Origin of the sequence: Pseudomonas mediterranea CFBP 5447, assembly GCF_000774145.1 — a bacterium.
GTDB classification, from domain to species: domain Bacteria; phylum Pseudomonadota; class Gammaproteobacteria; order Pseudomonadales; family Pseudomonadaceae; genus Aquipseudomonas; species Aquipseudomonas mediterranea.
The window spans coordinates 13,296-26,421 of sequence record NZ_KN322985.1; the positions used below are offsets into that span (position 1 = coordinate 13,296).

Annotated in this window: 10 protein-coding genes and 1 other RNA gene; 2 read left to right on the plus strand and 9 right to left on the minus strand. The window is 62.1% G+C overall.

Annotated features, from left to right (window positions below):
• Positions 1 to 15 precede the first annotated feature (15 nt).
• From recR to dnaX, 4 genes are all read right to left on the minus strand, one after another.
• Positions 16 to 618, minus strand: a complete 603-nt coding sequence (gene recR, locus N005_RS12345; RefSeq protein WP_041020490.1) for a recombination mediator RecR — start codon at positions 616 to 618, stop codon at positions 16 to 18.
• Positions 619 to 684: 66 nt separating this feature from the next.
• A complete protein-coding gene (locus tag N005_RS12350; RefSeq protein ID WP_047701466.1) occupies positions 685 to 1,719 on the minus strand; it encodes an NADP-dependent oxidoreductase in 1,035 nt (344 codons plus the stop codon).
• Positions 1,720 to 1,975: 256 nt separating this feature from the next.
• Entirely contained in the window at positions 1,976 to 2,314 is a 339-nt protein-coding gene (locus N005_RS12355) for a YbaB/EbfC family nucleoid-associated protein (RefSeq protein WP_003183512.1), read from the minus strand.
• A gap of 64 nt (positions 2,315 to 2,378) precedes the next feature.
• Positions 2,379 to 4,439 carry a DNA polymerase III subunit gamma/tau gene (dnaX, locus tag N005_RS12360; RefSeq protein ID WP_047701467.1) on the minus strand — a complete coding sequence of 687 codons (2,061 nt, stop codon included), beginning with the start codon at positions 4,437 to 4,439 and terminating at the stop codon, positions 2,379 to 2,381.
• Positions 4,440 to 4,581: 142 nt separating this feature from the next.
• Here dnaX and N005_RS12365 point away from each other — a divergent pair, with 142 nt between their 5' ends.
• Positions 4,582 to 5,349 carry a substrate-binding periplasmic protein gene (locus N005_RS12365; protein WP_047701468.1) on the plus strand — a complete coding sequence of 256 codons (768 nt, stop codon included), beginning with the start codon at positions 4,582 to 4,584 and terminating at the stop codon, positions 5,347 to 5,349.
• Here N005_RS12365 and N005_RS12370 read toward each other — a convergent pair.
• Complete coding sequence (locus N005_RS12370) at positions 5,301 to 7,043, minus strand: putative bifunctional diguanylate cyclase/phosphodiesterase (RefSeq protein ID WP_047701469.1); 1,743 nt, start codon at positions 7,041 to 7,043, stop codon at positions 5,301 to 5,303. The two genes, N005_RS12365 and N005_RS12370, sit on opposite strands and share 49 nt — an antisense overlap.
• Positions 7,044 to 7,381: 338 nt before the next feature.
• Between N005_RS12370 and N005_RS12375 the strand changes: the two genes are divergently transcribed.
• Positions 7,382 to 7,696, plus strand: coding sequence for a helix-turn-helix domain-containing protein (locus N005_RS12375; RefSeq protein WP_041023788.1), 315 nt, complete (start codon positions 7,382 to 7,384; stop codon positions 7,694 to 7,696).
• A 217-nt stretch (positions 7,697 to 7,913) separates the two neighbouring features.
• Here N005_RS12375 and N005_RS12380 read toward each other — a convergent pair whose 3' ends face one another.
• The 4 genes from N005_RS12380 to ligA all read right to left on the minus strand — a co-directional run bounded on the left by N005_RS12380 (position 7,914) and on the right by ligA (position 13,113).
• Positions 7,914 to 8,567 carry a Pr6Pr family membrane protein gene (locus N005_RS12380; protein ID WP_052126388.1) on the minus strand — a complete coding sequence of 218 codons (654 nt, stop codon included), beginning with the start codon at positions 8,565 to 8,567 and terminating at the stop codon, positions 7,914 to 7,916.
• 193 nt (positions 8,568 to 8,760) lie between these two features.
• An RNA gene (gene ffs / locus N005_RS28190) (signal recognition particle sRNA small type) lies at positions 8,761 to 8,857 on the minus strand.
• Positions 8,858 to 9,150: 293 nt separating this feature from the next.
• A complete protein-coding gene (locus N005_RS12385; protein WP_047701470.1) occupies positions 9,151 to 10,311 on the minus strand; it encodes a zinc-binding metallopeptidase family protein in 1,161 nt (386 codons plus the stop codon).
• Positions 10,312 to 10,755: 444 nt separating this feature from the next.
• Positions 10,756 to 13,113, minus strand: coding sequence for an NAD-dependent DNA ligase LigA (ligA, locus tag N005_RS12390; protein WP_047701471.1), 2,358 nt, complete (start codon positions 13,111 to 13,113; stop codon positions 10,756 to 10,758).
• Positions 13,114 to 13,126 lie beyond the last annotated feature (13 nt).

The window sequence follows — 13,126 nt, forward strand, 5'->3', positions numbered from 1 at the left end:
GGATTTGTGTGGGGGTTACAACGTAATCGGCTTGCGTCCGGCAAACGAGTGCGCCAGCGTCCCGCCATCGACCAGCTCCAGCTCGCCCCCCAGTGGCACGCCATGGGCGATGCGGGAAGCCACCAAGCCTTTGTTGCTCAGCAACTGGGCGATGTAGTGGGCGGTGGCTTCGCCCTCTACCGTCGGGTTGGTGGCGAGGATGACTTCGGTGAAAGTCCCCGCCTCTTCGATCCGCGCCATCAGTTCGGGAATGCCGATGGCCTCCGGTCCCAGGCCATCGAGGGGCGAGAGATGTCCCTTGAGCACGAAATACCGCCCACGGAAACCGGTCTGTTCCACCGCATACACGTCCATCGGCCCTTCCACGACGCACAGTAGCGTGTCGTCCCGACGCGAATCGGCACATTGCGGGCACAGGTCGTCTTCGGTCAGGGTCCGGCATAAACGGCAATGCCCCACCCCTTCCATGGCCTGGCTCAGGGCCTGGGCCAGGCGCGAACCGCCGCTGCGATCACGCTCGAGCAATTGCAACGCCATGCGCTGGGCAGTTTTCTGACCCACACCCGGCAAGGTTCGCAGGGCATCGATCAGTTGGCGAATCAAAGGGCTGAAGCTCATCGAGGAAATGTCCGACATGACAACGAGACGCGGTTTATACCCGCGCCTCTGACCAGCGTCAAATACTCAATCCTGCGCCACCCGCACCACCAGCTTGCCGAAGTTGCGCCCTTCCAGCAGCCCGATAAATGCCTGCGGCGCATTCTCCAGGCCATCGACCACGTCTTCGCGGAACTTGACCCGGCCATCACGCACCCACGGCGCCATGGCACTGATGAATTCCGGCTGACGGTCACCGTAGTCGTCAAACACGATAAACCCCTGCATGCGCACCCGCTTGGTCAATAGAGTGCGCTGCAATAGCGGCAAGCGATCCGGCCCGCTCGGGGCGTGTTGTTCGTTGTAGGATGCGATCAGGCCACAGAGCGGGACGCGGGCCTTGGCGTTGAGCAGCGGTACCACTGCGTCGAAGACTTTGCCGCCGACATTTTCGTAATAGATGTCGATGCCTTTGTCGCACGCCCGGGCCAGCTCTTCGGCAAAGTGCTCGCTCTTGTGGTCGATGCAGGCGTCGAATCCCAACTCATCGACCACGTATTGGCATTTCTCACGGCCGCCAGCTACCCCGACGACCCGCAGCCCCTTGATCTTCGCCACCTGGCCGACCACGGACCCCACGGCGCCCGAGGCGGCGGCCACCACCAGGGTTTCCCCGGCCTTGGGTTGGCCGATGTCCATCAGGCCCATGTAGGCGGTCATGCCCGGCATGCCCAGCACCCCCAAGGCCATCGACGGGCTGGGCAAACCGGATGGGATGGGGGTGACGTTGCGGCCATCGCTGATGCTGTGGCTCTGCCAGCCCGTGACACCCACTACCAGATCGCCCTCGTGGAATTTCGGGTGCTTCGAACGCACCACGCGACTGACAGCTCCACCGGTCATTACCTCATCGATTTCCACCGGCGCAGCGTAGGAAGGCGCATCGCTCATGCGTCCGCGCATGTAGGGATCCAGGGACAGGAACAATGTCTTGAGCAGGATCTGTCCGTCCGTCAGCTCTGGCAGGGTCACCTGCTCAACGCGGAAATTCTCCGCGGTGGGAGCGCCCTTGGGACGGGAAGCGAGGACGATGCGCTGGTTGGAGGTCGATGCTTGTGACATGGAAGCGTCTCCTTGATCGTTGATGGGACGTATAGGGAGCAGACCATAGCCTGGGGTCGGGCGTTCGATGTTTATCGCTGTAGGAGCAAGGCTTGCCCGCGATGAATTCAACGCGGTCTTTCAGGAGGCTCCGGCGCCTATCGCGAGCAAGCTTTGCTCCCACAAGGGTTCCGTCATCACAGCCATGCACCAGAAACAAAAATGCCAGGCGCGATGCCTGGCATTGGGTGTAGCCCATCCCGACCGGGATGGCGAATCAGAATGGCAGCTTCATGCCTGGCGGCAGTTGCATGCCGGCGGTCATGCCGGACATTTTGTCCTGGCTGTTGGCTTCGATCTTGCGCACCGCGTCATTGACGGCAGCGGCGAACAGGGCTTCGAGCATTTCCTTGTCGTCTTCGCTCAGGCCTTCGACCACGCTCGGGTCGATGCTGACGCGCTTGATGTCGTGGCGACCGGTCATGACCACGGTCACCATGTCGCCGCCGGACTTGCCGGTGACTTCGGCGTTGGCCAGCTCTTCCTGCATCTTGGCCATTTTTTCCTGCATTTGCTGCGCCTGCTTCATCAGGCCGGCCATGCCACCTTTCATCATGGGAATCACCTCGAAAGTACTTGGATAAACACCGCGCCCGACCCTTTCGGCCCGGCGCCTTCAATTATGAGCCCTGGGTGACCGGGGCCTCGACAGGTTCGATAGTATCGTGACGGACCACCGCACCGAACTGTTGCATCATCTGCTGGATGAACGGATCGCTGTGGATCGATTCCTCGGCCTCGCGCTGGCGGTCGGCACGGCGCCGGGACGCGGCCTGGGCCGGGGTTTCCTGCTCGGGCTTGATCAGTTCGATGCTCAGCGTCAGGGTACGCTGGTGATACTGGTTCAGCGCATCGTTGAGGCGCCGCTGCTGGGTCGCGTTGAACAGGGCGCTATGGGCCGGATCCAGGTGCAACAGCCAGTGGTCGCCTTCCACCGCGATCAGCGTGCAGTTGGCGGCGATGCTACCGGTCATGCCGGTGATCGGCAATTTCGGGAACAGTTCCAGCCATTGCAGCGCCAGCCCGGTGGCCGGCATCGCCGCGGGCTCCGGCTCAGGCTCAGGTGCCGGCTCGGCGGCGTGCTCGCTCGCCAGATCGTCCAGGTAGCTATAGGCCGAATCCATGTCCGGCTCGATGTAATCCTCATCCAGCGGAGGCTCATCGTCCAGGTCCATGCCCGGCGTGGCCACATCGACCTCGGCGGCTGTCGGCTCGGGCATCGGCGCGGCGACCCACTCGGGCGCCTCAGGCACCACGCTGTCAGGCGTCGGCAGGGGCATCGGCGGCAGCTCGGGCTGCTCGGCAACGGTTTCCAGCACAGGCTCAACGACAGGCTGCTGGACGATCTCGGGCTCGACCGGATCGTTCCAGGGCAGATCGATGACGGTTTCGGCGACTGGCTCAGGCAACGGTTCGGGCTCAGGCTCGGCGACAGGCGCAGGAACCGGTTCCACGACGGGCGCCACCGCAGCCGGAGCGGGAGCGGGAGCCGCTGCCGGCGCAACAGCAGGCGCGGCAGCCACTGGCTTGACGGAATCAGCTGTGGCCTGGCTGATCCCCACTGGCTTTAGCGCCTGCCTCGGCGCGTCCGCCGTGTCGGCAGGTCGGAATGCCAGCATTCGCAGCAGCACCATTTCGAAGCCACCGCGTGGATCCGGGGCCAAGGGCAGGTCGCGACGACCGATCAGGCCCATCTGGTAATAGAACTGCACGTCTTCGGCGGGCAAGGCCTGGGCCAGCGCCAGCACGCGGTCACGGTCGCCATGACCATTGTCGACGCCGTCAGGCAAGGCCTGGGCGATGGCGACGCGGTGCAATACATTGAGGATTTCCGACAGCACACCGTTCCAGTCCGGCCCCTGTTCGGCCAGGTGGCGCACCGCTTCGAGCAACGCCTTCGCGTCGCCATCGATCAAGGCATGCAACACGTCATAGACCTGGCCATGATCGAGCGTACCGAGCATGGCCCGCACATCGGCAGCCATGACCTTGCCTTCACCAAAGGCGATGGCCTGGTCGGTCAGGCTCATGGCGTCACGCATCGAACCATCGGCGGCGCGGCCCAACAGCCACAGCGCATCGTCTTCGAACGGCACATTCTCGACACCCAGCACGTGGCTCAGGTGCTCGACGACCCGTTCCGGCGTCATGTTCTTCAGGGAGAACTGCAGGCAGCGGGACAAAATCGTTGCAGGAAGCTTCTGCGGATCGGTGGTCGCCAGGATGAACTTGACGTAGGGCGGCGGCTCTTCGAGGGTCTTGAGCAGCGCATTGAAGGAATGACTGGAGAGCATGTGCACTTCGTCGATCAGGTAGACCTTGAAGCGACCACGGCTCGGGGCGTACTGCACGTTGTCGAGCAGCTCGCGGGTGTCCTCGACCTTGGTGCGACTGGCGGCGTCGATCTCGATCAGGTCGACGAAACGACCTTCGTCGATTTCCCGGCAGACCGAACACTCGCCGCAGGGTGTCGAAGTGATACCGGTTTCACAATTCAGGCACTTGGCGATGATCCGCGCGATGGTAGTCTTGCCCACGCCGCGGGTCCCGGTGAACAGGTAGGCGTGGTGCAGCCGCTGGCTGTCCAAGGCGTTGATCAGAGCCTTGAGCACATGGGTCTGGCCGACCATTTCGCGGAACGAGCGCGGACGCCATTTACGTGCAAGAACCTGATAACTCATCGAAAACCATCGCAACGAAGGAACATAAGCGGCTAATGCTAGCGGAGCAGGGGCGAAATTGCATCCGGTGCGCCGTTCTAATCTGACTAAGCTGATATCAGGGACTCGGTTGTCGACACGTTTTATACCGTCAGGAGAGCTTATGCGCTTGGCCATGGGGGCTTTGCTGTTATTAGGGACAGAATGTTCCGCCGCCGAACTACCCTTGCGTTTTGCCGTGACCGACGGCTGGGCCATGCCCATGGTGCAGATCGAACGGGGTCGCCCGACCCAGGGCATACTCCCCGACATCATGACCAGCCTGGCGACTCAGGTGGGCATGCCGGCCGAGTTCCACGTCCTCTCCCGGGCCCGGCTCGACGGTGCCATGCAACACGACGAAGTCGACGTGCGCTGTTATGTCAGCCCCGACTGGGTAAAGGACAAAGGGGGAGATTTCCTATGGAGCGTCCCGCTGTTTTTCCAGCGCGACCTGCTCGTCGGCACGGCCAGTGCTCCCACGCAGGTGGCGCCGGCGACGTTGGGGCAACAGTCCATAGGCACGGTGCTCAGCTATAGCTACCCGACCTTGCAGCCGCTGTTCGACAGTGGCCAATTACGGCGCGACGACGCACGAAGCCAGGAACAGGTGCTGGCGAAATTGCTTGCCGGGCGCTATCGCTACGGGGTGAGCAACCAATGGGCACTGGACTGGTTTAACCAACGGCACACCGCTGACCACCAATTGCATGGGGTGGCCGTGCTTCAGGAACAGCAGCTGGGCTGCTACCTGCGCAATGATCCGAAAATCCCGGTACAACGGATCCTGCGCACCTTGCAGCACATGAAAGCATCAGGGGAGATCGACGCGATCATCCAGCTCTACACCGGTCGCAACACGGAATCGGACGCTGAAACCGGCTCCCCCTGAATGTCCGGACGTTGCTGCCATTGCGGCGGTGGGACAAACCCCGTCACCCAGCCCGGTATCTGCTCCGGTGGCATGGGTCGGGCGATGAAATAGCCCTGGGCGACTTCACAGCCCAGGCGCAGCAGCAATTGCCCATGCTCAAGGCTGTCCAGCCCTTCGGCGACGACCTGTCGATCGAATGCCTGGGCCAGACCGATCACGGCCTTGGTCAAGGCCAGGTCATCCCGGTTCACAAGAATGTCGCGGATAAAGGTCTTGTCGATCTTGATGGTCTGGGTGCGCAAATGCTTGAGGTCGTTGAGAGAGCAGTAGCCCGTCCCGAAGCCGCCCAGGGAAAACCCCACCCCCAAGGCCTGGCAAGCCTGCAGGCAAGCGCTGACATGCTGGAGATTTTCCACCGCGACGGATTCGACGATTTGCAGGTCGAGCATCCGCGGCGCCACGTCCGGGTGCCGTCCCAACATCTGCCGCAGCCGCTCGACGAAGTCCGCCCGCTGGAAATGCCGAGCCGAGATATTGATGCTGACCGGCCACCCCTGCCCCGCTTGCTGCCACAGCTGCAGCTGAGTCATGACCTGCTCCATGACCCACTCGTCGATCTCGACGATCAGGTCAGTCTCCTCCGCCAGCGGCAGGAACTCACGAGGCGGCACCAGGCCACGTTGCGGGTGCTTCCAGCGCAGCAGCGCCTCGAGCCCCACCACGGCGCCGCTGCGCATGTTGACCTTGGGTTGGAAATGCAACCGCAGCTCATGGGCGGCCAACGCCTGCCGAACCCGCTCGACGCTCTGGTAGGTGGCCCGCACCTCCTGGTCCCGGGATACATCGAACAGATGGAAGCGATTGCGACCGCTCTGCTTGGCCATGTACATCGCCTGGTCGGCATGGCGCAGCAACGTCTCGGCGTTTTCGTTGTCCCAGGGGAACAGCGTGACGCCGATACTTGCAAAAACCTTGATGCTTTTACCGTCAATGGCATAGGGCGTGGAAACAGCAACCAACACCCGGTTCAAAGCCCCATGCAACTCATCCATCCCAGGCACATGACGCAACACCAGCACGAACTCGTCCCCCGCCAGCCGCGCAACCACATCCTCGCCTCGGACGATGCTGCGCAGTCGTCTCGCGACCTCGATCAGCAACTGATCGCCACTGGCATGGCCGTGACCGTCATTGACCGCCTTGAAGCCATCAAGGTCGAGCATGCAGACCGCCAAGGGGAAGTTTTCCACCTGGGAGAACGCCAGAGCCTGGTCCAGCAGCTCAGACAAATAGGTGCGGTTGGGCAGCCCGGTCAGCACATCGTGCCCGACTCGCCACTGCAGGGAATGCAACTGTCGGCGCTTGTCGCTGACGTCGAAACGGATGGCCAGGTAGCGCTCGACCTGGCCCGTCGCGTCGTCCATCACCGGCACCAGGGTAGTGTCGACCCAATGCAACGTACCGTCCTTGGCGCGATTACAGATATCGCCCTTCCAGACCTGTCCCAGCGAGATGGTGTGCCACATGGCACTGAAGAACTCCCCGGGGTGATGACCGGAATTGAGCAGGCGATGGTTCGCCCCCAGCAGTTCTTCGCGCCGGTAGCCAAAGAGGTTACAGAACTGGTCGTTGACGTAGGTGATACGCCCGCTCGCATCGGTCTCGGAAAACATCGCGGCGGCGTCAACGGCTCTGCGGTACTTCTTATCCATCGAAGCAGTCATCCATGAGTCAGGCTCATTTATCGCGCGCGGTTGCACCGCCTTCGGACAGGCGAAAATCAACTAGGCTCAAATACCGTGAGAGAAGTGGGAGCACGGCTTTGTCGGTGCCGCTCGAAAGCCCAGAACGCCTGCCCTGTGCCACGACCATGAACCCGCGACCCATTTCTTTTTGCATCTTTTGGTATCTGAAGCAGGTCACCAAATGCCCGTCCCAAACGCTGATTCTACGAAACACATCACATTTTGCAAAGCAAGGTGATGGATCGTGCGGTTGCCTAATGCGAAAATCTATCGTTAAGTTCTTGATTCTAAATGGGAATTGAGCGATGCAAATTTCAAGTTTGGGTGCAGCCATCAGACGCTACCGCAAAGTAGCGGGGCTGACTCAGGCTGAACTTGGCGAAAAAACCGGTTTTGACCCCAAGACCATCAGCCGTTTCGAAACCGGCACCTACATGCCCAGCATCGAAGCCCTGTTCCTGCTCGCCAACGTGTTGGACGTGCAACTGAAAGCCTTTTTCGCCGACATGAACGACGAAGACGAACAGCGCGCCTATCTGTTCGGTGTCATACACAAGGCCACGCCGAAGGACTTGGGCAAGCTGATCGCGGCGGTTGACCAGGCGCTGTCCAAGCCTTGAGCCGAGGCGTGATCGCTCCAACTATCAGGACTTGGTACATAAAACCTGTGGAGCCGAGCTTGCTCGCGATAGCGGATATCAGGCACATCAATGCAAGCCGACCCACCGCCATCGCGAGCAGGCTCGCTCCCACAAGGGATCTGCGCTGAAATTGAATTCATGGATATTCCGGGATCAGTGAGAGCAACTACCTGATGGGGTTTATTTGCTCATTCCTTCAGCGCCCACCCTTCGCCCGATCCACCGCAACCAGCACCAGTGAAATCACCACGAACCCCACCAACACCAGCACCGCGTTGACCAGCACCTGTGAATAACCCAACCTGTCCACCTCGATGAACGGATAGGAATAAGTGCCGATCACCTCACCACGTATCAGGGCGTAAATGAAATAAACCAGTGGATAGATCAGCCATGTCCACACATTCCGCCAGTGCAGGGTTCCCTTCGGTACGCAGAACCACCAATAGATCATGAACAGCACCGGCATCACGTCATGCAGCAGTTCATCCGCCAGCCACTGCCAGCCTTGAGGGTTCCAGGTCTGGCGTAACAACAGGTTGTACGCCACTCCGACCAACACGATGGCAGCCGCCACCCCCGTTTGGGTCGAGGGCCGGAGAAAGAAACGCCGCAGCGCCGAGTCGCCTGTCGTCGCCGCGCAGGTCAGCACGATCGCCACCAGAATATTGGTCAGCACCGTGAAGTAGCTGAAAAAGATCTCCACGCCACCCAACAGGCTCTTCTCGGCCTGCCAACGTGAAGCCAGGATCAGGTAAAGCTGGAGAAGCAATGCAAACCATCCCAGCGCTGCCGCGACCTTCACGGCAGTCGCCCCTCTGCTTTGCGTCAACACCGTGTCGTTGTTCATCACGTTGCCCTCCGGTCGGTTACGCGAACCCTAGAAAGGCATGACACGAAATTCTACTGTCAGAAATGACAGTGGCGATCAACGGTAATAATGCGGGCAGCAGAAAGCATCGACCGAATTCGGTCAGGACAAGAAAGATAAGAGAAAATCTGACAAGCCTTGCGAATGAAGGCCTGGGGCGTTATGGAGGCAACCCCACCAGCCACACCCCGGCACACAATGTTCCCGCTGTGGCTGCTTCCTTCCGGATCTGACCAGGTTCACGGGTAATCGTTGCGGGGGGACCGATGGGGTCACCATAACGACGCCCGCCTGACGGCGAGCCGCGCCATTGTACCTATCTGACGGGAAGTTACAACCGTTCGCAGCGGATTAAAAAAGCGAAGGTGTTCAAGCACTTGCTATGGGGGTGGATATGCAATTTGCAGCCATATCGAGGAACCCTGTGGGAGCGAGCCTGCTCGCGAAAGCGGTGGGTCAGCTTGCTTCAGGGCTGAATGAACTGCCGCCATCGCGAGCAGGCTCGCTCCCACGGTGGATCGGGGGTGGGCTGAGTGAGCGGCCAATCTGACAAACCCGATCGCTACAGCAGCACCTCATCCGCCCGGCCGCCCTCCTCCTGGATCACCAGATGGATGAAATGCAGTTTGGTGATGACGGCCGCCGGCACGACGAACGGGTAGAAATCCGGCTGGCCCATGCTGCGGGACAGTTCGTTGAGCATGCCGGCCAGTTCGATCCAGGCGTTGACGAACGACAGGAATGCAGTGCCGCCGGTGTGCTCGGGATCGAAGAGGGTCTCGGGGGGAAACGGCTGATAGTCGAAGTCCATGTCCTGGGCGCTCATGCCGAAGCCCAGCGCGGTGTCCACGGCGTCCATCATGTGCAGGTAATGGGCCCAGGTTTCAGCCCAATCCTCCCAGGGGTGCATGGTGGCATAGGCACTGACGTAACGGGTCTGCCAGTCCAACGGAGCCCCTTGCTGGTAGTGTCGCTCCAGCGCGTCGGAATAGCTGGCGCGCTCATCGCCGAACAATCCGCGGAATGCTTCGAGCCAGTGGCTGTTGGCAATCAGTCGGTCCCAGTAGTAATGCCCCACCTCGTGGCGAAAGTGCCCGAGCAAGGTGCGATAGGGTTCGTGCATCTGCTGGCGCACGGCCTCACGGTGGGCGTCGTCGGCCTCCTTGATGTCGAGGGTGATCAAACCGCTGGCATGGCCAGTGGTCGGTGGTTTGCCATCGGGATCGACGCCGATGAAGTCGAAAGCCAGGCCTGTGGTTTCGTCGACGCTTTTCGGGACGACCGGCAGGCCGAGGGTGATCAGTTGCGCCACCAGCCTGCGCTTGGCGGTCTCGACCTTGCGCCAGCGTTCAGGGTTCTCCGGGATCGACAGGTCAGGGATGGTGCGGTTCAGCCGGCAGGCGATGCACAAGGTGTCGGGACCGCCAGCCGGCAGCAGCCAATTGCACGCCGCCGCGGTATCGAGGTTGGCGCAGCGACGGAACACACCGGCTTGCGGGTCGGCGTCCAGGGTCCAGGTGTCGGGCAGGTCACCGGGTTGCAGGGACGAGAGACGACTCTGCTCAGGCTGGTAGCCCAACACCGCCAGACAGGCCAGGCACTGACTGTTGCGAAAAAACAGTGACTGGCCGCAGCGACACGGCCAGACTTTGCTGTTGCGCGAACGGTCGCCCAGGAACGGCGCGGCGATGCGTGAGCTCAGTTGTTCGAAGAAGCGGTACATGGCGATCTCTCCCTGGAGCCTGCAACACTAGATCATCCCCTGACTCCGATCGTTCCGTGGCGAGGGAGCTTGCTCCCGCTCGGCGGCGTAGCCGTCGTAGACTGGCTGGCGCAGTCTGCCAGGGCAGCTGCGTCGCTCCGATTGGGGCGGCTGCGCCACCCAGCGGGAGCAAGCTCCCTCGCCACAAAAGCCCCCTGTTTATTCCACTTCTCCAGGTGTAGGTCCCGGCTACACTGCCTTGCGCCGCTGCCTACAACTACGCCAGAATCCGCCGGCTTGTGCGCCTTGGGGCCGGGTTTTATNGCTCGGCGGCGTAGCCGTCGTAGACTGGCTGGCGCAGTCTGCCAGGGCAGCTGCGTCGCTCCGATTGGGGCGGCTGCGCCACCCAGCGGGAGCAAGCTCCCTCGCCACAAGAGCCTGAACCCCCCCACCATTCACTCGCGGCTAGACCGTGATGCCATGCTTGCCAAGGAATGCCACGAACGCCTCTTCGTCCAACACCTTGAGCCCCAGCTCATTGGCCTTGGTCAGCTTCGAGCCCGCGCCCGGGCCGGCCACGACGCAATGGGTTTTCGCCGACACGGAACCGGCGACCTTCGCCCCCAGGCTCTCCAGCTTGTCCTTGGCGACGTCGCGGCTCATCAGTTCCAGCGAACCGGTGAGCACCCAGGTATGACCCGCCTCGGGCAAGCCCTCGACGACTTTCTTCTCGCTCTGCCAGTGCATGCCGAAGTCCCGCAACTGCTGTTCCGCGGCCTCGGCCTGCTGGCGGTTTTCGGTGATGGCGAAGAATTCCCGTACGGCGTTGGCCTGCTTTTCCGGCAGGGCCTGGCGCATGTCCAGCCAGTCCGCGTTCATCACTGCCTCGAGGGAGCCGAACTTGTCCGCCAGTTTCTGCGCACCACCCGGTCCGACCGAAGGGATGTGCAGCTTGTCGAGAAAACCGCCCAGGGTAGTACTGGCGGAGAACTCGGCGCCCAGCGCCCCCTGGTCCTGGATATCGAGACCGTGGCGCAGCAGGTCCGCGATCACCTGGCGGTTGTGCGGGTCCTCGAAGAAACTGTGGATCTCATGCGCCACTTCCAGGCCGACGTCCGGCAGATAGGTGAGCACCTGGGGCAACGCCGCCTGCACGCGCTCCAGCGAGCCGAGGGAGCGCGCCAGGACCTTGGCGGTTTCCTCGCCGACATCCGGGATGCCGAGGGCGTAGATGAAGCGCGCCAGGCTGGGCTTCTTGCTGTCGACGATGGCCGCCAGCAACTTGCGGCTCGACAGTTCGGCAAAGCCTTCCAGGTCGACCACTTGTTCGAAGGTCAGGGCGTACAGATCGGCAGGCGAGCCCACCAGGCCCTCGTCCACCAGTTGCTCGATGCTCTTCTCCCCCAGCCCTTCGATGTCCATGGCCCGGCGCGAGACGAAGTGAATGATCGCCTGCTTGAGCTGCGCCCCGCAGGCCAGGCGCCCGACGCAGCGATACACCGCGCCCTCGCTGACAGTTTCACGACCCTTGCTGCGCTTGATCAGTTGCGTGCGCTCCACGTGGGAGCCACACACCGGACACTGCTGGGGCACTTCCACCGGGCGGGCATTTTGCGGGCGGCGCTCGGTGACGACTTGCACCACCTGCGGAATCACGTCCCCGGCGCGGCGGATGATCACTGTGTCGCCGATCATCAACCCAAGGCGCGCTACTTCGTCCATGTTGTGCAACGTGGCATTGGCCACGGTCACGCCAGCCACCTTGACCGGCTTGAGCCGCGCAACAGGCGTCACCGCCCCGGTACGGCCGACCTGGAACTCGACGTCGAGCAGCTCGGTGAGCTCCTCGCTGGCCGGGAATTTATGGGCGATGGCCCAGCGCGGCTCGCGAGCACGGAAGCCGAGTTCACGCTGGGAAGCAACTCTGTTGACCTTGAACACCACGCCGTCGATTTCATAGGGCAACGCGTTGCGTCGTTCGCCGATGTCCCGGTAGTAATCCAGGCATTCGTCGATGCCATGGGCCAACTTCAACTCGCGACTGATGGGCATGCCCCAGGCCTTGAGTTGCTTGAGATTGCCAATGTGGGTATCGGCAATGTCCGCCGTCACCTGGCCAATGCCGTAGCAGCAGAATTCCAGCGGGCGGTTGGCGGTGATTTTGGAATCGAGCTGTCGCAGGCTGCCGGCCGCCGCGTTGCGCGGGTTGGCGAAGGTCTTGCCGCCGGCCTCCAACTGCGTGGCGTTGAGGCGTTCGAAACCGGCCTTGGACATGTACACCTCGCCGCGCACTTCCAGCACGGGTGGCCAGCCGCTGCCCTGCAGCTTGAGGGGAATGTTGCGCACGGTGCGCACGTTGACACTGATGTCTTCGCCAGTGGTGCCGTCGCCGCGGGTAGCACCGCGGACCAACAGGCCGTCCTGGTACAACAGGCTGACCGCCAGGCCATCGAGTTTCGGCTCGCAGCTGTATTCCACCGCCGCGCCGCCGCCCAGCAGGTCCCCCACCGGCAGGTCGAGGCCCTCGGTCACCCGGCGGTCGAACTCACGCATGGTGGTTTCATCGAAGGCGTTGCCCAGGCTGAGCATCGGGATTTCGTGACGGACCTGGCTGAACGCCGACAGCGCCACGCTGCCAACCCGTTGGGTCGGTGAGTCGCTGGTCACCAGCTCCGGGTGCTGCGCCTCCAGGGCCTTGAGCTCGTGGAACAGGCGGTCGTACTCAGCGTCCGGGATGGTCGGTTCATCGAGGACGTGATAGCGATAGTTGTGCTGATCCAGTTCGGTTCGCAGCTCTAGGATGCGGGTTTCGACGGCATTCATGGGTGTTCTCTCA